An 18,165-nucleotide genomic window follows, 5' to 3' on the forward strand; every position below is an offset into this window, starting at 1 on the left:
GCGATTCCGGGATGCCCGTTCTCCGGTCGCATCGCCGGGTCGTCGGCGCGTGCCGCGATGCACGCGATAGGACCGTGTCGTCATGCCGCTTCGTTCTTACATCTTACGTCGTGCCGGCATCCTCGGCGCGGTGCTGCCGATCGCGCCGGTCCTGGCCGAAGCGCCGATCGTCCCGCAGATGGTGCGGGTTCCCGCCGGCCGCTTCGTCGCCGGCAGCCCCCGAAGCGAGACCGACGCGGTCCGTTATCCCGTCGCCGGCGCCGCCCGCGAACAACCGCAACGCACGGTGACGATCCCGCGCCCGCTCGCGGTCGCCCGGACCGAGGTGACGCGTGCCGCCTTCGCCCGCTTCGTCGCGGACACCGGCTGGCGTCCCGACGGGCCGTGCGGCGTGCTCGCCGACGGGGCGCGCGCGCGCTGGGTCGCGGACGCCGCCCATGACTGGCGCGATCCCGGCTTCCCGCAGACCGATCGCCACCCGGTGGTCTGCGTCAGCCTGGCCGACGCCACCGCTTATGCCGCATGGCTCAGCCGCAAGACCGCGCGGCGCTTTCGCCTGCCGAGCGGAGACGAGTGGGAATATGCCGCACGCGCCGGCACGACCGCGGCGCTGCCCTGGTCCGGCAGCATCTGCCGCCACGCCAATATCGGCGATGCGGCCCGCGCGCGGGCGCACAACCGCGGCGTCGTCGATCCGGCGGTCTTCGCCCCGTGCGACGATGGCCATGTCACGACCGCACCGGTCGCATCCTACCGGCCGAATCGGTGGGGATTGTTCGACATGATCGGCAATGTGTGGGAATGGACCGTGGATTGCGACGGCGGCGATTGCGCCGCGCGCCTCGATCGCGGCGCATCCTGGAGCAATTCGCCCAGATATGTCCGCACCGCGGCCCGGCACCCCGATCTGATCGGCGCGCGCACCAGCGTGCTCGGCATCCGCCTGGTCGAAGACCTGAGCCGTTAGCGAATTTACCCGCCTATTGGTTGTGGCTGGCGGGCACGTTGATGTGTCGCTCCCTCCCGAGCCAGATGATCATCGACGCATCACGGGCGCGCATCGACAGACGGCCGACGCGTCACCGCCGCAGGCTAATCCGGACGGCTTCTGAAACGGGGAGATCACCATGACGCCACTACGAACGATGTTGCTGACGACAAGTGCATTGATCGGCGCGGTCGCCGCGACGCCGGGCGCCGCGCTGGCGCAGGCCTCGACCGCCGCCGCCCCGACCGCCACCTCGCCCGGAACGCAGGGCAGCGACCCGCAGACCAGCCCGAACACCGCGATCAATCCCGGACCGGGCGATTCCGAAGCGGTCCAGCAGGCCGACATCCTGGTCACCGCGCGCCGCCGCAACGAGTCGATCGTCGACGTGCCCCTGGCGATCACCGTCGTCGGCGCGGCAACGCTGGAGAAGCTGGACATCACCAGCACCTCGCAGCTCGCCAACTTCGTTCCCGGCCTTCAGTTCAGCGATTTCACCCCGGGCAATTCGCGCAACGATCGCGGCGGCAACCGCCCGATCATCTTTCGCGGCCTCAACCTCGCGCGCAACGGCGGCGTCACCGGCGCGGGATCGATGTTCCTCGACGGCGCGGCGGTGATCGGCAACGAGATTCCCGGAAGCATGGACATCGGCGCGGTCGAGGTGCTGCGCGGGCCGCAGAACGTCTATTTCGGACGCGCGTCGATGACCGGCGCGATCTCGTATCGCACAAAGGCGATCCCCGATACGTGGACCTACGGCCTCGACATGACCTTGGCGCAGCGGGATACGCACCGGGTCGAGGCGAGCGTCGCGGGCCCGCTCATCGACGGTCTGCTCGGCATCCGGGTCACCGGGCTCCAGGAGATGAACGACGGGTTCATCACCAATGCGTTCGCACCGGACGGCGACAAGCTCGGCGCACGCTCGCGCAAGTCGATTTCCGCAACTATCGACTTCACGCCCGCCGATGCGCTCGAGATAAAGTTGTACGCCAACTACTTCCGCGACGAGGATGGGCCATCGGCGACCGTCAACATCTTCCCCGACGCGACGATCACCACGGCCGCCGGCCCAGGCGGCGTGCCGCTCGCTGGAACGGTAACCGCACTTGGTGCGGTCACCAATTGTGTGCGCGGCATTCCGTTCGTGACGCCGGGCAGCCCGGTCGGCACGATCGCCTCGCCGGCGCGTCCGACCATTTGCGGTCGAGTGCCCGATGTGTCGCGTAGCATCGCCTATTCGCGGACGATCATCCCAACTGACCACGCGTCCGACACATTTTCCGTGCCGTTCCTGCAGGGCGAGGGCTTCGAGCGCAAGGCCGGCCTGCAGCGCAACGCGTTCAACAGCCACGGCATCGTCAATTTGACCATCAGCGACTATCTGAAGCTTCAGTCGATCACCGGCTATCACACCAATGCCGTGATTCAGGCGGTCGACGGCATCGGCCGCCCGGCGCAGGCGACATCGGCCTTCTCGATCCTGTTCTTCGGCCTGTCGAACAAGTTCGCGGATTTCAGTCAGGAATTCCGCCTGAGTTCGGATCCCGAGCGGGCGTTCAGCTGGACGATCGGCGGAACTTACGTGAACGCCAAGAACCTGAGCAATGCGACGAACACGCGGACGCTGAACGTGCCGGCACAGACCTATGCGCGGCTGTTGCTCAATATCGGTGACGACCGCGCCAAGACTTACGGCGGGTTCGCTGGCGCGTATCTCAAGCTGGTCGACGATCGCCTGACGCTGAGTGCCGAGGGCCGATATCAGGTCGACAAGCGCCGCAATACACAGATCGCATTTCTAACCGGGGTGCCGATCAACTCGGTGGCCGAGGACTTCAAATCATTTAATCCGCGGGTGTCGATCGACTTCGACGTCGGCGGCGGGCGCAAGCTCTACGCATCCTATGCTCAGGGCAGCCGTCCCGGCGGGTTCAACAACGGGCTGGCGAGCTACTTCGACGCGAGCAATTCGATCTATGCGCAAAATCCGGCGACGCCGACCGTTACACCGCCGACGGTGGCGGCCGTGACGGCGGCAATCAACAACATCTTCGGTGTCACCGATCCGACCTTCGACGAGGAAAAGCTCGCGATCTACGAACTCGGCTTCAAGGGGCAGTTCGCTGGCGGTGACGGCTATTTCGACATCAACGCCTATTACGGCACGCTGTCGGAACAGCAGATCACCTTCCAGAGTTTGGTGCCGTTGCTGGCGACCAGCCTCTCGGTGACGGTCAACAGCGGTGAGCTAGAAATTTACGGTGTCGAGTTCACCGGCAATTACAACTTCAACCGCGAACTGTCGGTCAACACGTCGTTCGCGTGGAACAAGACCAATCGCACGCGCTATATAGACACGACGCCGGCGAACATCCGGCTGTACGGCTTTTCCGACTATGCGGGGCTGGAGACGCCCAACACGCCGGAGATCACGGCATCGGGCGTGATTTCATACGAGGGCCAGTCGGACGACGACAGCTGGGCGCCGTTCGGCACGATCGCGGCGGTCTATCGCGGCAGGCAGTGGGCGGATATCGCGAACTTCGCCTACATCCCGGGCCGCGCGACCGTCGACCTGCGCCTCGGCGCCAAGAACGGCCCGCTGCGGCTCGAGGCGTTCGTTACCAACGTGACCAACAACAAGACCTATCCGGGCGGCAACGTCGCGTCGGACTTTGGTTCGCCGGCGAATTTCAACGGGTCCGACCAGGGCTTCTTCGGCGCCTATGCGGACCCGCGGACGTTCGGCGGCCGGTTGAGCGTCCGTTTCTGAATAATCCCGAAGGGATGGGGCTTCCGGCGACGGAAGCCCCTTTTTCGACGGTACGGCCTCGAAGCCGCGACAAGCCCTTGCTCGAAGGGCAGGGGCCACGGCTCGATTACCGATTAGGTATCGCTGACCGCCAGTTAGCAGCGTCGTTCACGTCGCCCTTGCCGCTGTAGCGCGCCTGCACCGGATAGGGGTATACGGGCCTCGAGAACGCGACATTTTCCGGCGTCAGATACGCCGCGTAGGTGACCGGTCCGGCGAAGCGCGCGAGCGTGCGCATCTTCTCCGCGCGAACCACGTCGGGCGCCTCGCCCCGCTCGACCCAGGCTTCCAGATAGCTGAGATAGTCCACGGTCTCCGCGCCGCCGCCGACCTGCGGAATGTGGCTCTGCCCGGGAATCATGAACAGGCGGAAGAAATCCTGCGTCGCGGCGCGGCCGCCCATCAGCCTTTCCACCGTCTCGTAATAAGCGGCCGGATTGCCCGGAAAGGTCGCCTCGTCGGCCCAGCCCTGATACAGGATCAGCTTGCCGCCCTGCGCCTTGAACGCGCGCAGATCGGGGTTGGTGGCATCGTGGAAGATCCACGCATAGGGATATTTATACGGGTTCTTCATCCGCCACAGATAGCGGCCGGGAGTGCCGTCGGGGCCGATATAGGCGCCGATCCAGCCCCGCTCCGATCCCGGCATCGCGCCATTGGCATAGACCCGGTCGAGCGCGGCGACCTGCTCGGCGGTCAGGCAGTCGGGCGTCTTACCGGCTTCGCACAGCAGCTGCATCGGCTTGAAGCCGCAGGCGCGTGGATCGGAGATGAACCCGTCGCGCGCGTTGTCGTCCATGTCGCACGCCCCGACCGCGGCAGCATGGACCATCAGCACTTCGGCCTGGGTCATGATCGGCTTGCCGCCCGGATTAAGCGCGGCGACGCTGGCGCGCAGCGCCGGCCCGGTTTCCGGCCTTATCGTGCCGGGCGCCCCCATCGCCGGTTCCCCCGCGATGATACCGTCATAATCCTCAGGGAAGCGCTGCGCCGCGACGAGGCCTTGGCGACCGCCGGTCGAGGCCCCGAAATAATAGGAAAAGCGCGGTCGCTTTCCATAGAATGCTTCCGTCAGCGCCTTGCCGGCGATCGCCGCGACGTGGGTCGAACGAAAGCCGAAATCGATGTCGCCCTGGACATTGTCGATCGCCCACAGGTCATCGTAGAACGTGCCCTTGTGCCCCATGTCGGCGGCCAGGCAGGCATAGCCCCGCGCGACCACGATCTGACACCCGTCGTCGAGGATATCGCCGCAGCGTCCGCCGCAGCCGGTCTGCGCGAACTTGCCGTTCCACACCGCCAGCGGCAGCCACATGCGAAAGCCGATGGTGGGCGCGACCCTGCCGTTGACCAGGCACAGCGCCGGCTGTTCGGCGGTCGCGGGCCTGACCGTTGCGTTGACCACCAGCGACGGCGCGTCGGGCAGCGTCGAAAAGTCCTGCGCCTTCAGCGCCGCGCAGGCGGCCGCCGGGTCGCCCGCCGGTGCGCCCGTTCCCAGCGGGGTCGGTGCCGGCACGACGGGCCGCTCGGGCGCGAGCGCGAGGATCGGCTGCGCGACGAACGCGGCCGCCGCCAATAGGGCCGCCTTCACTTGGCGGCGCCCTTGATCCTGGTCCTCTCCACCGGCCAGCCGGAACCCTGGCCTTTGCCGTCCTCGACATGCGCGATGATCTCGATCTCCTCGATCATGCCGTCCCGGATCCTGAACCGCTCGGCTTCGTGAACCGTATAGGTGCCCGCGGGCTTGACGACGGCGACCTCATATTCGGTGTTGCCCGCCTTGGTCGTACTCTGGCCGCCGCCGTTGCTGTCCTTCAGATCGATATCGAGCGTGAAGAAGGCGATGACCTCGCCCTTGGCGACATCGGTATAGAGTCGGACGCCCTTGGCGCGTTCGATCATGTCGGTCCGCACGAAACTCTCGCGAATCTCCTCGCCTTTCGCGTTCGTCAGCGCGTTTTCCGTGCGGCGCGCATTGGGCGCGATCGGCACCTTGGCACCGCTATGCGCCACCAGCCCGTCGATATAGGTGCGCGCGATCGTCTCCAGGCAGGCGCGCGTCTGCGCAGTGCACGGCGGCTTCGCTGCCGGGGCGGCCGCGACCGCGGCGGCCATACCGCCGAGCAGCCCCGCCCCGACCAGCACCGCCCCCAGCAGCACGATCCCGTTCCGATCCGTCATCGTCTCTCTCCCTCGATGTCGTCGATCTCACGCACGACGCGAAACCCCAGGCTCGAGGCGCGCGTCGCCGGCGGCAGGCTGAACCGCGTCGCCGATCGCAGCGTCGCCGCGCTGCTGTGCCATGATCCGCCACGGATCGCGCGCGCCGGGCACGGGTCGGGCGCCGGCGTGTCGCGCGTCGCCGCGAAACAGTCGGCGGTCCATTGCCAGGCATTGCCGTACATGTCGTGCAGGCCCCAGCGATTGGCGGGGTAGCGGCCGACCGGGTTGACGGTCGCATAGCCGTCGTCGCACGCCAGGTTGGCACCGGCATCGCTCGGCAGGATCGCGGCATAGCTGCGGTCGCCGCCATTGGCGCGGCTGCACAGATCGTCCGCGCCGTCGCCCCACCAGCGCGCGGTGGTCGTGCCGGCGCGCGCGGCATATTCATATTCGCGCTCGGTCGGCAGGCGATACCGTTTGCCCGTTCGCGCGCTCAGCCATGCGGCATAGGCGTCGGCATCGTCCCAGTTCACGCATACCACCGGCTGATCGTCGCGCGTCGCCCAGCCGGGATCGGTGAAACCATGTGCCCGATCGGGGGCGCTGCTCCACTTGCCTGCGGCCAGCACGACGCAGCCCGCCATGTCGCGCCGGGTGGCCTTGACGAACGCGCCGAATTCCCGGTTCGTAACATGGTGCGTGGCCATCGCGAACGGTTGCGCGATCGACACCGCGCGCCGCGGGCGCTCGAACGCCGCCAGGGCGGGCGCACGCCCCTCGCGCATGGTCTCCGCCTCGGTCGACCCTTCGACGCCGCGCCCGGCGGGAATGACGACCATTTCGGGAGCCGCGGGCCTGTCGCGGAACGGCTTCGGCTTGCCCTGCGGCAGCGCCAGCGTGGCGAGCAGGGTCAGGCCGACGATCACCTTCATGGCCGGACGCTATGCGGGAGCCGACCGTCCACCGTCCACAATCGGGTCTGCCACCGCATAGCGGGTAAGGCTCGCCGGTCGATATTCGTATGTTCCCCAAGGTCGCATCACATGAATGTGGGAATCGGGATCGCTCGCCTTTCGCTGATCGTGCTGTCGCCCGCCGCCGCGCCGGCGACCTTTGCCGATTGCCGCGACTGTCCGACGATGGTCGCGGTGCCGGCGGGCTCGGCGACACTGGGCTCCGCCGCCGAGGAACGCGCTCGCGTCGGTACGCTGCCGCTGTTCGGCGATCGCGAAGGGCCGCCCTATCGCGTCACCTTCGCCCGCGGCTATGCGATCGGCCGTACCGAAGTGACCCGCGACCAATATGCCGCCTTCGTCGCCGCGACCCGCCGCCCCGATCCGACGAGTTGCGGCGTTCACGTCGCCAAGGGGGACACATGGGGACCGCAGCCCGGCTATAACTGGCGCAGGCCCGGTTTTTCGCAAGCCGGAGATCACCCGGCGGTCTGCGTCGCCTATGACGATGCGGTCGCCTATACCCGGTGGTTGTCCAACAAGACCGGCAAGCCCTATCGCCTGCCGAGCGACGCCGAATGGGAATATGCCGCGCGCGCGGGCACGCGCACGCCCTGGCCCTGGGGCGAGTCGCCGGAGGCAGGCTGCGCCGCTGCGAACCTGTTGTCGGCGGGCACCGCGATCGCCCTCGGCTGGCCCAGGAGCATCGGCGATCGCTTCGTCTGCGCCAACCTGCGCAGCTTCAGCCAGCCGGTCGCATCCTATCCGCCCAACGCCTTCGGCGTGTTCGACATGATCGGCAACGCATTCGAATGGGCCGCCGATTGCAACAGCCCCGACAATCGTGACGCGCGCGCCGACGGCGGCACGCGGACCACCGGGGACTGTTCGCGCCGCTATCTCAAGGGCGGCGCGTTCCACACACCGTTCTGGCTGACCCGCCCGGCGGTCCGCGGCGCACCGGTTCCGGCCGACCTGCGCATGTTCACCATGGGCTTTCGCGTCGCGCGCTCGCTGCAAGGAGACGAACGATGAGCTGGAAATATCTGCTGCCCGTGTTGCTGGCCGCTTCCCCGGCATCGGCGCAGAACGCCGCCGCGGGCAAGAAACCGGGCGAGACGTTCAAGGACTGCGCGGATTGCCAGACGATGGTCGTCGTCCCCGCGGGCCGCTTCAAGATCGGATCGACCGAGGAGGAGCGCACGCGGGAGGGCGTGCCTGCGGTGTTCGGCGACCATGAGGGCCCGGTCCGCGACATCGTTTTCGGCAAACCCTTCGCGATCGCCACGACCGAAACGACGCGCGGCCAATTCGCCCTTTTCGTCAAGGCGACGAACCGCCCGATCCCGACCGAATGCTTCACCTATAATGCCACCGACGACACCTGGGCGGGTACGCCCGGCAATGTCGCCAATTGGCAGAAGCCGGGTTTCACGCAGGACGATACCCACCCGGCGGTGTGCGTCAGCCTGGACGACGCGACCGACTATGCCGCGTGGCTGAGCAAGAAGACAGGCAAGGTCTACCGCGTGCCTACCGAGGCCGAATGGGAATATGCCGCGCGCGCCGGTACGACGACGACGCGGCCATGGGGCGACGCGACGCAGCCGATCTGCACCAAAGCGCATATCATGACGACCGCCACCTTCGCCGCGATCAAGAACGCGCAAAGCTGGCAGGACGAACTGATGTGCTCGGGCGAATTGTCGTGGACCGTCCCGGTCGGCAGCTTCGATCCCAATTCCTGGGGCGTCTACGACATGCTCGGCAACACCTGGGAATGGGTCGCCGATTGCGCGGCGCCCGATCACGCCAAGCTGCCCGCCGATGGCACCGCGCAGACCGCTGCGAACGGCGGAGACTGCAAGCGCCGCCTGAACAAGGGCGGCGCATTTCACAGCCGGGTGTGGCTGGCACGCCCGGCCACCCGTGGCGGCGGTCAGGATGGATCGCACCGCCCGGTCGCCGCGAGCATCCGCATCGTGCGCGACCTGTGACGAGAAAGGCCGAACCGATGATCAAAGCACTGATCGCATCCGCGCTGCTCGCCCTTCCGGGCACGGCTATGGCGCAGGCAGCGCCCAATCCCGTGCTGGGGAAGAGCCAGTTCTCGCAATGCTCGGTTTGCCACAGCGTAACCAAGGACGGTCCGGACAAGATCGGACCGAATTTGTGGGGCGTCGCAGGGGCGAAAGCGGGCACGAAACGTCCCAGATACGCCTACTCGCCCCAATTGAAGGCGTCTCGCCTGACCTGGGACGATGCGACGCTGCATCGCTGGATCGCAGCGCCGGGGAGCGTGGTGAAGGGTACGAAGATGGAATTCATCGGCATCGGCCGCAAGGCGACGCGCGACAACATCATCGCCTATCTGAAGATGCAGAGATAATCGTCGTCAGCACGCGGCGGACGATCCGCTGCCTCGGCCCAGCCGCCGCGCCGACAGAAGGTTCGCCCCTGCCGCGGCGACGAACATCGGCACCAGCGCGTAGAATGCGATGCGCAGCGACTGGGGGCCGTGCTGTGGTTGAGCCAGGTCGCTGACCACCCCGATCAGCCATGGCCCACAACCGAGCCCGACCAGGTTGAGGCACAACAGCAGCATCGCGCCGGCCGTGCTGCGCTGCGCCGGCGGGGCGATCTGCTGCACCACCGTGACCGATGGCGCCAGATAGAACACCGACAGCGCGAGCGTGACGCCGAACAGCGGCAGCGCTACCCGCGGATCATCGGCCGCGGTCGCCGCCCAGAGCGCCGGCCCACCCAGGGCCAGTGCGACCCCCGGGACGAGGGCATACATGCGCCGGTCGCGCGGACCGAAACGATCCGCCAGCGCGCCGCTGCCCCAGATGCCGATCGCCAGCCCCGCCGCCATCGTTATGCTGAGCCACGATCCCACCTCGCTCAGCGTCATTCCCAGCACGCGGATCACATAAGCCGAAATCCAGGCCATCAGCCCGTAGCAGGTGAACGCGCCGAGTGCCGCGGCCAGGGACACCAGTATCAGCGTCGGCGAAGCTGCGAACAACTTGATCGCCCGAGACAGCGAAACCGCATCGGGTCCGGTCGCCGCGGCCCGGGCCGGTTCGCGCGTGAAGATCAGCAGCGCGGCGGCCAGCAGGACACCGGGCGCCGCGACGATGAAGAACGCCATGCGCCAGCCGAACGATGCCGCGATCCAGCCGCCCGCCGCTGTGCCGATCCCCACCCCGATCGGCACGCCCAGCGAGTAAAGTGCGATGGCGCGCGCCCGGCGGTCGGCCGGGAACAGGTCCGAGATCAACGCGTAAGACGGCGGCACCCCGCCAGCCTCGCCGACCGCGACGCCGATGCGCGCCGCGGCCAGGCTGACGAAACCCTGGGCCAGCCCACAGGCCGCCGAAAAGCCGCTCCAGAGCGTGCACGCGGCCGCGATCACCCACGTCCGCCGCGTGCGATCGGCCAGCCACGCCACCGGCACGCCGAAGGTGGTATAGAACAGCGCGAACATGAATCCCGTCAGAAGTCCGATCTGCCCGTCCGACAGGTTCAGGTCGTGCTTGATCGGCTCGGCCAGCACGCCCAGGATCTGGCGGTCCATGAAGTTGAACACATAGATCGCGGTAAGCAGGACGAGCGTGACGTTGCGGCTGCGATGATCGTCCAAGATGGTCTCCCCATTGGTTACCCGGAACTGCGCCACGCGGCGGCGGTGCGCACCAGCCGATCAGGGCGCATACCCGAATAGTGGTAGTCGACGGATGGGCTTGATCGCCGTCGTCAAGACCGCGCTACGCAGGCGGCGCACAAGGTGGAGGGACGATGATGCGCGAGTCGATGGTCATCGCGATGCTTGCGCTGGCGATGCTGCCGCACGCCGCGTCGGGACAGCTGACGGCGGCCAAGCCGTCGCCGGCCGTGATCCGGCATCGGGACGTGCCGCTTTACAGCGTCTATGCGTGGGAACGCTGGGGCAATTTCATCAACGCGGAGGCCGGCAGCAAGACCGAGATTCCCTATGATGCCGCGCATCTGAAGGTGAAGGTCTACACCTTTCCGACCGGTGAGATTCGCGCGATCCGCTTCCCGAACGGCGTGCGCACCCATCGCCACGTGAACCAGACCGACACCCTGCTTTACGGCTGGCAGGCCAATCGCGTGCAATATGTCGACGACAAGGCGGTCGTCGCAGGGCCGGGCGATTTCGCGCTCCATCAAAAAGGCGTGCTCCATTCGGGAGAGGAGATCCGTCGGGGCGGCGGCATCGACCTCGAATTCGCCGTGACGATTCCCGGTCGGCACAATGATCCGACAGGATATTGGTCGTTGGCCCGCGACCATCCCGTCGAAGCCGCGGCTTCGTGGCGGACGGGCAACCGATATGTCGAGGCGATCGGGGACGGCATCGCCGGCGCCCCGCCCGGCGCGGTTCGTTACCGTGTGCGTCGCGCCGTGTTGCCGGACTATCCGGCGCGCGAAGTGTACCTCGCCAGGGGGACAATCCTTCCCTCCCTCGACGCCGAGCACGACCGGCTCGTGTTCATACTCGCCGGGAAGGTGCGCATGACGATCAACGGAGTCGCCTATATCGTGACTTCCGAGGACGCCGCCCGCTTCGCGCGCCACGACGACGTGAAGGTCGAAGCGCTCGAAGACAGCATCTATGTGCAAGCCACCGTCCCGCCGATACCCTCCGGCCATTAGCGCGGTCCGCTGCCGCGGCACGTTCACACGGGCGCTGTCAGTCCAATGCGAACCGCTCTCTGCAGGATGCCCCTAGGTGTTTAGTCCCGGCATCTGGTGGATCGGATTGACGATGAACCGGTTTGGCTCCGACGTCCAGATTTTGGCAATGTATTCGTAGGGTGTGAGATCGCTTAGCGTTTTAAGCCGGCGGGCGAAGTTATAGGCGGCCATGAAGTCGGCGAGGTGCGTCCGCAGCTGGTCATGGCTCTCGTAGTGGAAGCGCTTGACGGTCGCCTCCTTGATGGTGCGGTTCATCCGCTCAACCTGATCGTTGGTCCAGGGGTGGTTCGGCTTGGTGAGCCGGTGCTCGATACCGTTCGCCTCAAAGATCATGTCGAAGCGCATCTGCCGCGACCAGGCGGTGTTGCGGTTGCGCGGCTGCTCGGCGAACTGGATGCCATTGTCGGTCAGGATCGTGTGGATGTGGTAAGGCACGGCTTTCCAGGAAGTGTTCGAGGAACTCCCACGCGGTTCGCCTGTCAGCCTTGTCGACGAGCTGGGTGACCGCGAACTTGCTCGTGCGGTCGATGCCGACGAACAGGTAGAGTTTGCCTTCGGCAGTTTGAACCTCGGCGATGTCCATATGGAAGAACCCGATGGGATAGCGCTTGAAGCGCTGACGCCTCGGCTTGTCGCCCTCGACATCCGGTAGCCGTGAGATGCCGTGCCGCTGCAGGCATCGGTGCAGCGCTGACCGTGTCAGGTGCGGGATCGACGGTTGCAACGCGTAGAGGCAGTCGTCGAGCGGCAGCAGCGTGTGCCGTCGGAACGCAACAACCATTGCCTCCTCGGCCTCGGTCAACGTCGTTGAATGAGGGGTCTTCGGCCCGGTCTTCAGATCCTCGACCGTGGCCCGCTTCCGCCACTTCGCCACCGTCTTTGGATTGATCCCAAGTTCCCGGCTCAGCGTCGCGAGCGAAGCTTGCGATCGCTGTATTGCTGCTCGGACGGCGTGCGTGGTCGTGGCGCTCCCGTGACGTACCTGTCCCATATGGCTTCCTTCCATTCCAACCAAGGGACCGCACCATCAAACCCTGGGATCAAACAATCAGGAGGCGGCGATGGCGCGGTTGTTTTGGTTGTTGGACGAGGTTTGGGCCAAGCTCGACCCGCATCTACCGCATGGGCGGCCGGGCAAGCCGAGGGTGGACGACAGGCGGGTGTTGTCAGGCATCCTGCATGTGCTCAAGACCGGGTGCCGGTGGCGCGACGTGCCGCCCGAGTACGGCCCCGCCACCACGGTCTATAACCGATACAACCGCTGGTCGCAGCGCGGCATTTGGCAGCGCATGTTCGAGCGGCTGGCGGCGTCAGGCGAAGTCCCGGCCGAGCTGATGCTGGATAGCACGCATGTGAAGGCGCACCGGTCGGCAAGCGGCGCAAAAGGGGGGAGTGGGCGCAAGCGGTCGGCATCTCGCGCGGCGGTCGCACGTCCAAAGTCCATTGTCTGGCCGATACTTGCGGCCGACCGGTCGCCTTCGGCCTGACGCCCGGCAACGTCGCCGACATCAACATGGCGGTGCCGCTGCTGGAGCAGATCGCCCCGCCCAGGCGGCTCATTGCGGACAAGGCCTATGACGCCGACCGGCTACGGCGCTGGTTGGCCGAGCGGCGGATCACGGCCGTGATCCCGTCCACCGCCAGCCGCTACAAGCCTTACCCGCTCAACCGCCGCGCCTATCGCCGTCGCAACGGGATCGAGCGGCTGTTCTGCCGGCTGAGGAACTGGCGGCGCATCGCTACCAGATACGACCGCCTCGCCCGTAACTACCTCGCCGGCCTAGCCCTCGCCGCCATCGTCAGCGAATGGATCGTATGAGTCCCCTACCTAGTACATAACGATGTGCTACACGCCGGGTTGGGACAACGCATTGGCACAATCGGCAAGGCTGGTGTCCGAACAGTCGGGCGTCTTCTACCCTCCCATCGGCAGGCTGGGCGACCCATATTCGGGCGCTCAACGCAGCATTGCCGCGGCTTGGAAGCGGCCGCTCGTTCGTGTGGCCCGTATGACAGACCCCGCCAGGAATATCTGTCTAACGGACGCTCCTGCCCTGGGTGAGATGGGCTTTCGCCCTTCGGCTCAGCCGCTCCACGCCCGCCCATAAACCATTGAGGGAGTAGGTGCCGATCCTGACGCTCACGACCGGTTCCACGCCAATCGGGGTGAAGCGGAAGCGTTGAGCGAGCGTCGACAGAATGGCGACCATCTCCGGTGGAGCGAAGGACGCTGCGATGCACAGCCGCGGTCCGGCCCCAGTGGCAGGACCGCCATGCGGTCAGCCGAACACAGGCCGGGCGCGACGCATGAGAGTGAGATGCGCCGCGTCTATACGGGAGGGGCCATGTCGGTGAGGTATGCGCGCGTGTTCCCGGCCGATTACCGGAACCTATCCGCCTAATTCTGGCAAAAGGCTGAAGTGGAGTGAGGCCGGCCGGGTTCGGCCGGCCTCCCCCATGTTCAGACCCGCAGGCGACCCGTGATCGTCGGCTCGACCGCACCACGGCGGCCGCCGAACCAGGCCGCGAGCGCGCCCAGGATCAGCGCGAAGGCGCTGACCAGCGCGGCAGTCGAGGCCGCCTTGGCCGCCGTGTCGGCCGCCTGCGTCGCGCGCTGCTTCACCTCGGTTCCGCGGGTGCGGGCTTGGGCCTCGGTGCGGGCGACCTCGGCGCGAGCCTGCTCGATCGGCACGCCTTTAGCTTGCGAATAGGCCTGCGCCGCCTGCTCGCGCGCCTGCGCCTGACGAGCAGGATCGTCACTGGTGGCGCCGCTCACCGCAGCACCGGCAGCGCTGGCGAGTTGACCAAGATCGGCGCCGCCGGTCGCTTCACGAACCTGCGACTGAACCGCGCCGGCGATCTCGTCGCCCTGACCGACTGCCGCCGGCGCGGCCACCGTTGCGGCCGTGCCGACCGTGCGGGCCACGCCGCCTGCCGCGTTACCGATCGCGCCGATAGCACCACCCAATACGCCGCTTACCGCGCTGGTGAGAAGGTACACGACGATCAACGACGTCACCGCCCAGGAGGTGACGCCGTGCCAACCGCCGGTCGATTCGCGCGGCTTGCCGGCCAGCCGACCCGCGATCCATCCGCCCGCGAACGAGGCGATGATGCCCGACAGCACCCACCAGATGCCCGCTCCGATCGACAGGCCGCCGGCGCTCGGATTGTCCGAGGTGCCCGGATCGAGGGTAGCTAGCCCTAGCCCCAACCCGATCATGTTGAGCAGGAGCTGGGTGATGAGCCCGATCGCCACACCGGCGAAGATCGCGCCCCAGGCGACCTGGTTGATCGCGATCGTGCGGACGTCCTCGGCCGGCGTGACCGGGCTGATGTGCGGCGCGTCCTTGTCGCCCCGGTTTCGCGGCGTGTCGGGATGGTGGTCCATATTGTTTCCTTGCTTGCTGGTGACGAACAGCCACGAAGTGACATGAAGAAGCGGCCGCCCGTGATACGCCGGGGCGGCCGAGGCACTAAACGGACGAGACGCGCTTTCCCGACGCGTCCCGCCGCTAACTCGACCGGCTCAGAAGCGGTCGCGGTCCGGTCCCCTGCCCTGTTGTGCCTCGCCGGAGCGCTCCTGCGCTTCGCCCGAGCACTTCAGATTCTCGTTTCCGATAAGCGAGCCCAGCCCCTGCTTGACGTTGCCCATCGCCTCGTTCCCGAGCCCAGCTGCCTTGTAGCCGACGCCGGAGCCGGTCATGCCGCCGAGGTGGGTCGAGGTGCCGCCCATCCGGTCAGCACACCGCATCCGGCTGCGGCCTTGCCGACCTCGATCGGCACCTTGGGGTTCTTGAACTGTCCGGCGACACGGATCAGGTCGGACGCCGTCAGGCGGCCTGGCGTAACCTCGTCTTGACTATAGACGCGCGTCGCGCGGCCGAGCTCCTGGAGTTGGCCAATCGACAGGTTGCGCTCGAGCCGGTCGCCGACGCACTGCGATTGCGAAGCATCCAGGCCGTAAGCCGTCAGCGATGTCGCGATCTTTTCGGACGGATTCACGCATCCCGAGGCGATCACGCACGACGCGAGTGAGCACGCGATCCGGCCGTCCAGTTTTCCAGCTTTCAGCATCTCGGGAGCCGTCAACCTCTTCTGCATCTGACCGGGCATAAACCGTCACTTTCTTCGACCGTTCCCGATCCGAGCGGGTAACGACCACAAAAATCGGCCCGAATACAACAAGCTGATCTAGATCAGCAGATCGACGGTGATGATGCAGGAAAGCCGGCCCGTACCTGACGGCCAGACGCCGGCGAGCAGTAACCACCTGCTCGACCGGGTGCCGCCGGACGGGCTCAAGCATCTGATGAAGCGCTTGGAGCCGGTACGGTTCGAGCCGGGTCAGGTGCTCTGGCAGCCCGGCCAGCCGCTCACCTATGTGCCCTGATCTCCCTTGTTTCCCGTCATGACCGACGGACGCCTGGCCGGGAGCGGCACGGTAGGACGCGAAGGCGCGGCCGCCATGAGCGCCAGCGGCTATGTCGACGACGCTTTCACGCGCTTCGTCGTGCGGCTTCCGGGTAACGGCTATCGCGCGACGGCTGCCGAGTTCGAACAGATGATCGACGGCAGCGTCGCCTTTTGAGTGATGGTGACCCACTGGCGCGCGGTGTTCGCTCGCATGCAGATCCAGTCGGTCGCCTGCAAGGCACCCCACAACGTCCACCAGCGGCTGACGGAGCGGTTTCGCGGCAGCGTCGTTGGAAAGCGCAACAGGGAATGCACGCGCAGTCCGCACCTAATCTATCGGAGCATGACATGACTGGAACGGCATTGGTTGTCGGGGCGAGCGGTATCGTCGGCAGCGCGACCGTGGACGCGCTGCTGGCCGAAGGCTGGCAGGTGCACGGCCTCGCCCGCCGCCCGACTGCTCGCGACGGCGTAATCCCTGTCGCCGCCGATCTTCAGGACAAGGCGGTCACCGCCGCAGCTCTCGCCGACCTTCGGCCTGATGCCGTGTTCATCACCACATGGCTGCGCCAGGAGAGCGAGGCAGAGAATATCCGGGTCAACGCGGCGATGGTGCGCCACCTGCTCGACGCGCTCCGGATCGGCGGAAGCACCCAGCACGTCGCCTTGGTGACCGGCCTCAAACATTATCTTGGGCCATTCGAGGCCTATGGGCAAGGCGCGTTGCCGCAGACGCCGTTCCGCGAGGAGCAGGGCCGGCTCGACGTCGAGAATTTCTACTATGCGCAGGAGGACGAGCTGTTCGCCGCCGCTGAACGCGATGGCTTCTCGTGGAGCGTCCATCGTCCGCATACGGTCATCGGCATGGCGGTGGGGAATGCAATGAACATGGGCACCACGCTTGCGGTCTACGCGACCCTGTGCCGCGAAACTGGGCGTCCTTTTCGGTTCCCGGGCTCACCCGCTCAGTGGAACGGGCTGACCGACATGACGGACGCAAGGCTGCTCGCCCGTCATCTCCTTTGGGCCGCGATCACGCCCTTGGCGCGAAACGAGGCGTTCAACGTCGTCAACGGCGACATCTTCCGCTGGAGTTGGATGTGGGAACGGATCGCTCAATGGTTCGGCCTGGAGCCGGCAGGCTTCGACGGAAGCGTCGAGCCGCTGGAGGCCCAGATGGCCGATGACGGGCCGCTGTGGCAGGCGATCGCCGCGCGCGAAGGATTGGCCGTGCAGGACCTGAACCGCCTCTCGTCGCCCTGGCATACCGATGCCGATCTCGGACGACCGATCGAGGTCGTCACCGACATGAGCAAGAGCCGAAGGCTCGGCTTTACGGCCTATCAGCCGACCGATGACGCCTTCTTCGACCTATTCACGCGATTGCGGGCGGAACGGCTTATTCCTTGAGGTTCCCAGTTCGATCGATCCGAAAGGTCAGCCAATGAACGATGATCGACTTACCGTCCACGCGCCCAAGGTGCTGAGCCTTTTCCGGATCATGTCCGGGCTCCTGCTCTTGGCGCACGGCACCCGTCGATCGTCGAACAGTCGATCAGGATCGCGGTCGGCGCCACCCGGCCGACCAGGCCGCCCCGCCGTACACGGCCTCCACATGCGCGCCTGCGGGGAGCATGGTGACCACCGCCTCGGCGCCGTCCACCGCCGCCTGGGCGCTGTCGGCGGGAAGGCACCCGGCCTGCTCCGCGCGGGCGAGCGCGTCGGGGGACAGGTCGAAGGCGCGGACGTCTTGCCCCGCCTTGGCCAGATTCGCGGCCATGCCGCCGCCCATGTTGCCTAGCCCGATGAATGCGACGCGTGTCACTGATTGGGTACTCCGCAGCTTGCGCAGGCTCTCGCCACTAATGCGAAAGGAGGGCCACCGGCCGCCGTGAACGACGCCCGACGGCCAGTCGCGGCCAAAACGCAGGAGAGGTTAGCGCTGGCCGAGCCATTCAACTCATGGTGGGGATGACGAAGGCGTCCTGCACCCTGCTCGCGGCGCCGTCTTCCGATCCGCGCGGCAGGTCGCCCCCACTGATCCCGGCGCCGTCGGGCCAGCGTTGGGTCACGGTCTTGACGCGGGTCCAGAAGCGCACGCC

17 protein-coding genes and 3 pseudogenes are annotated in these 18,165 nt (G+C 66.7%); 10 read left to right on the forward strand and 10 right to left on the reverse strand.

Annotated features, from left to right (window positions below; all coding sequences use genetic code 11):
* Positions 1-82 precede the first annotated feature (82 nt).
* The gene (locus tag VF592_RS06455; protein WP_331004791.1) at positions 83-967 is read left to right on the forward strand and encodes a formylglycine-generating enzyme family protein; all 885 of its coding nucleotides are present in this window, start codon (positions 83-85) and stop codon (positions 965-967) included.
* A gap of 69 nt (positions 968-1,036) precedes the next feature.
* Here VF592_RS06455 and VF592_RS06460 read toward each other — a convergent pair whose 3' ends face one another.
* On the reverse strand, positions 1,037-1,453 hold the full coding sequence (locus VF592_RS06460) for a hypothetical protein (RefSeq protein WP_331004814.1): 417 nt from the start codon (positions 1,451-1,453) through the stop codon (positions 1,037-1,039).
* On the opposite strand from VF592_RS06460, the gene VF592_RS06465 reads away from it, so the two are divergent.
* Positions 1,377-3,767 carry a TonB-dependent receptor gene (locus tag VF592_RS06465; RefSeq protein ID WP_331004813.1) on the forward strand — a complete coding sequence of 797 codons (2,391 nt, stop codon included), beginning with the start codon at positions 1,377-1,379 and terminating at the stop codon, positions 3,765-3,767. The genes VF592_RS06460 and VF592_RS06465 overlap by 77 nt on opposite strands.
* 106 nt (positions 3,768-3,873) lie before the next feature.
* Here VF592_RS06465 and VF592_RS06470 read toward each other — a convergent pair whose 3' ends face one another.
* From VF592_RS06470 to VF592_RS06480, 3 genes are read right to left on the reverse strand one after another with little or no spacing between them, the layout of a single operon-like run.
* Positions 3,874-5,397 carry a tannase/feruloyl esterase family alpha/beta hydrolase gene (locus VF592_RS06470; RefSeq protein ID WP_331004792.1) on the reverse strand — a complete coding sequence of 508 codons (1,524 nt, stop codon included), beginning with the start codon at positions 5,395-5,397 and terminating at the stop codon, positions 3,874-3,876.
* On the reverse strand, positions 5,394-5,987 hold the full coding sequence (locus tag VF592_RS06475) for a hypothetical protein (protein WP_331004793.1): 594 nt from the start codon (positions 5,985-5,987) through the stop codon (positions 5,394-5,396). The genes VF592_RS06470 and VF592_RS06475 overlap by 4 nt, the downstream gene beginning before the upstream one ends.
* A complete protein-coding gene (locus tag VF592_RS06480) occupies positions 5,984-6,901 on the reverse strand; it encodes a formylglycine-generating enzyme family protein (protein ID WP_331004794.1) in 918 nt (305 codons plus the stop codon). The genes VF592_RS06475 and VF592_RS06480 overlap by 4 nt, the downstream gene beginning before the upstream one ends.
* A 111-nt stretch (positions 6,902-7,012) precedes the next feature.
* Here VF592_RS06480 and VF592_RS06485 point away from each other — a divergent pair, with 111 nt between their 5' ends.
* Genes VF592_RS06485 through VF592_RS06495 form a run of 3 tightly spaced genes read left to right on the forward strand, consistent with a single transcriptional unit; the run spans position 7,013 to position 9,311 of the window.
* Positions 7,013-7,957 (forward strand): formylglycine-generating enzyme family protein, encoded by a 945-nt coding sequence (locus VF592_RS06485; protein ID WP_331004795.1) that lies wholly within the window; start codon positions 7,013-7,015, stop codon positions 7,955-7,957.
* Complete coding sequence (locus VF592_RS06490) at positions 7,954-8,919, forward strand: formylglycine-generating enzyme family protein (protein WP_331004796.1); 966 nt, start codon at positions 7,954-7,956, stop codon at positions 8,917-8,919. Before VF592_RS06485 ends, VF592_RS06490 begins: the two co-directional genes overlap by 4 nt.
* Positions 8,920-8,936: 17 nt before the next feature.
* Complete coding sequence (locus VF592_RS06495; RefSeq protein ID WP_331004797.1) at positions 8,937-9,311, forward strand: c-type cytochrome; 375 nt, start codon at positions 8,937-8,939, stop codon at positions 9,309-9,311.
* 6 nt (positions 9,312-9,317) lie between these two features.
* On the opposite strand, the gene VF592_RS06500 is transcribed toward VF592_RS06495, so the two are convergent.
* The gene (locus VF592_RS06500) at positions 9,318-10,568 is read right to left on the reverse strand and encodes an MFS transporter (protein WP_331004798.1); all 1,251 of its coding nucleotides are present in this window, start codon (positions 10,566-10,568) and stop codon (positions 9,318-9,320) included.
* A gap of 155 nt (positions 10,569-10,723) precedes the next feature.
* Here VF592_RS06500 and VF592_RS06505 point away from each other — a divergent pair, with 155 nt between their 5' ends.
* Entirely contained in the window at positions 10,724-11,605 is an 882-nt protein-coding gene (locus VF592_RS06505) for a hypothetical protein (RefSeq protein ID WP_331004799.1), read from the forward strand.
* Between the two features lie 72 nt (positions 11,606-11,677).
* On the opposite strand, the pseudogene VF592_RS06510 reads toward VF592_RS06505, so the two are convergent.
* A pseudogene (locus VF592_RS06510) lies at positions 11,678-12,638 on the reverse strand (IS481 family transposase).
* 70 nt (positions 12,639-12,708) lie between these two features.
* On the opposite strand from VF592_RS06510, the pseudogene VF592_RS06515 reads away from it, so the two are divergent.
* A pseudogene (locus VF592_RS06515) lies at positions 12,709-13,466 on the forward strand (IS5 family transposase).
* Between the two features lie 642 nt (positions 13,467-14,108).
* Here the strand turns inward: VF592_RS06515 and VF592_RS06520 are convergent.
* From VF592_RS06520 to VF592_RS06530, 3 genes are all read right to left on the reverse strand, one after another.
* Entirely contained in the window at positions 14,109-15,038 is a 930-nt protein-coding gene (locus VF592_RS06520; protein WP_331004800.1) for a hypothetical protein, read from the reverse strand.
* 138 nt (positions 15,039-15,176) lie between these two features.
* Complete coding sequence (locus tag VF592_RS06525) at positions 15,177-15,353, reverse strand: CsbD family protein (protein ID WP_331004801.1); 177 nt, start codon at positions 15,351-15,353, stop codon at positions 15,177-15,179.
* Complete coding sequence (locus VF592_RS06530) at positions 15,350-15,751, reverse strand: hypothetical protein (RefSeq protein WP_331004802.1); 402 nt, start codon at positions 15,749-15,751, stop codon at positions 15,350-15,352. Before VF592_RS06530 ends, VF592_RS06525 begins: the two co-directional genes overlap by 4 nt.
* Positions 15,752-15,863: 112 nt before the next feature.
* Between VF592_RS06530 and VF592_RS06535 the strand changes: the two genes are divergently transcribed.
* The 3 genes from VF592_RS06535 to VF592_RS06545 all read left to right on the forward strand — a co-directional run bounded on the left by VF592_RS06535 (position 15,864) and on the right by VF592_RS06545 (position 17,473).
* Positions 15,864-16,040 (forward strand): hypothetical protein, encoded by a 177-nt coding sequence (locus VF592_RS06535; RefSeq protein ID WP_331004803.1) that lies wholly within the window; start codon positions 15,864-15,866, stop codon positions 16,038-16,040.
* A gap of 18 nt (positions 16,041-16,058) precedes the next feature.
* Entirely contained in the window at positions 16,059-16,238 is a 180-nt protein-coding gene (locus VF592_RS06540) for a hypothetical protein (RefSeq protein WP_331004804.1), read from the forward strand.
* A gap of 173 nt (positions 16,239-16,411) precedes the next feature.
* A complete protein-coding gene (locus VF592_RS06545) occupies positions 16,412-17,473 on the forward strand; it encodes an SDR family oxidoreductase (RefSeq protein ID WP_331004805.1) in 1,062 nt (353 codons plus the stop codon).
* Positions 17,474-17,580: 107 nt separating this feature from the next.
* Here VF592_RS06545 and VF592_RS06550 read toward each other — a convergent pair.
* Positions 17,581-17,888: pseudogene (locus VF592_RS06550) on the reverse strand (NAD(P)-binding domain-containing protein); the annotation flags it as partial.
* Between the last annotated feature and the right edge of the window lie 277 nt (positions 17,889-18,165).

Origin of the sequence: Sphingomonas sp. (genome assembly GCF_036388435.1) — a bacterium.
Classification (GTDB): Bacteria; Pseudomonadota; Alphaproteobacteria; order Sphingomonadales; family Sphingomonadaceae; genus Sphingomonas.

Coding starts and splice junctions, on each gene's coding strand:
- VF592_RS06455 (WP_331004791.1), top strand. CDS start 83: ATGCCGCTTCGTTCTTACATCTTACGTCGTGCCGGCATCCTCGGCGCG.
- VF592_RS06475 (WP_331004793.1), bottom strand. CDS start 5,987: ATGACGGATCGGAACGGGATCGTGCTGCTGGGGGCGGTGCTGGTCGGG.
- VF592_RS06480 (WP_331004794.1), bottom strand. CDS start 6,901: ATGAAGGTGATCGTCGGCCTGACCCTGCTCGCCACGCTGGCGCTGCCG.
- VF592_RS06485 (WP_331004795.1), top strand. CDS start 7,013: ATGAATGTGGGAATCGGGATCGCTCGCCTTTCGCTGATCGTGCTGTCG.
- VF592_RS06490 (WP_331004796.1), top strand. CDS start 7,954: ATGAGCTGGAAATATCTGCTGCCCGTGTTGCTGGCCGCTTCCCCGGCA.
- VF592_RS06495 (WP_331004797.1), top strand. CDS start 8,937: ATGATCAAAGCACTGATCGCATCCGCGCTGCTCGCCCTTCCGGGCACG.
- VF592_RS06505 (WP_331004799.1), top strand. CDS start 10,724: ATGATGCGCGAGTCGATGGTCATCGCGATGCTTGCGCTGGCGATGCTG.
- VF592_RS06520 (WP_331004800.1), bottom strand. CDS start 15,038: ATGGACCACCATCCCGACACGCCGCGAAACCGGGGCGACAAGGACGCG.
- VF592_RS06525 (WP_331004801.1), bottom strand. CDS start 15,353: ATGACCGGCTCCGGCGTCGGCTACAAGGCAGCTGGGCTCGGGAACGAG.
- VF592_RS06530 (WP_331004802.1), bottom strand. CDS start 15,751: ATGCAGAAGAGGTTGACGGCTCCCGAGATGCTGAAAGCTGGAAAACTG.
- VF592_RS06535 (WP_331004803.1), top strand. CDS start 15,864: ATGATGCAGGAAAGCCGGCCCGTACCTGACGGCCAGACGCCGGCGAGC.
- VF592_RS06540 (WP_331004804.1), top strand. CDS start 16,059: ATGACCGACGGACGCCTGGCCGGGAGCGGCACGGTAGGACGCGAAGGC.
- VF592_RS06545 (WP_331004805.1), top strand. CDS start 16,412: ATGACTGGAACGGCATTGGTTGTCGGGGCGAGCGGTATCGTCGGCAGC.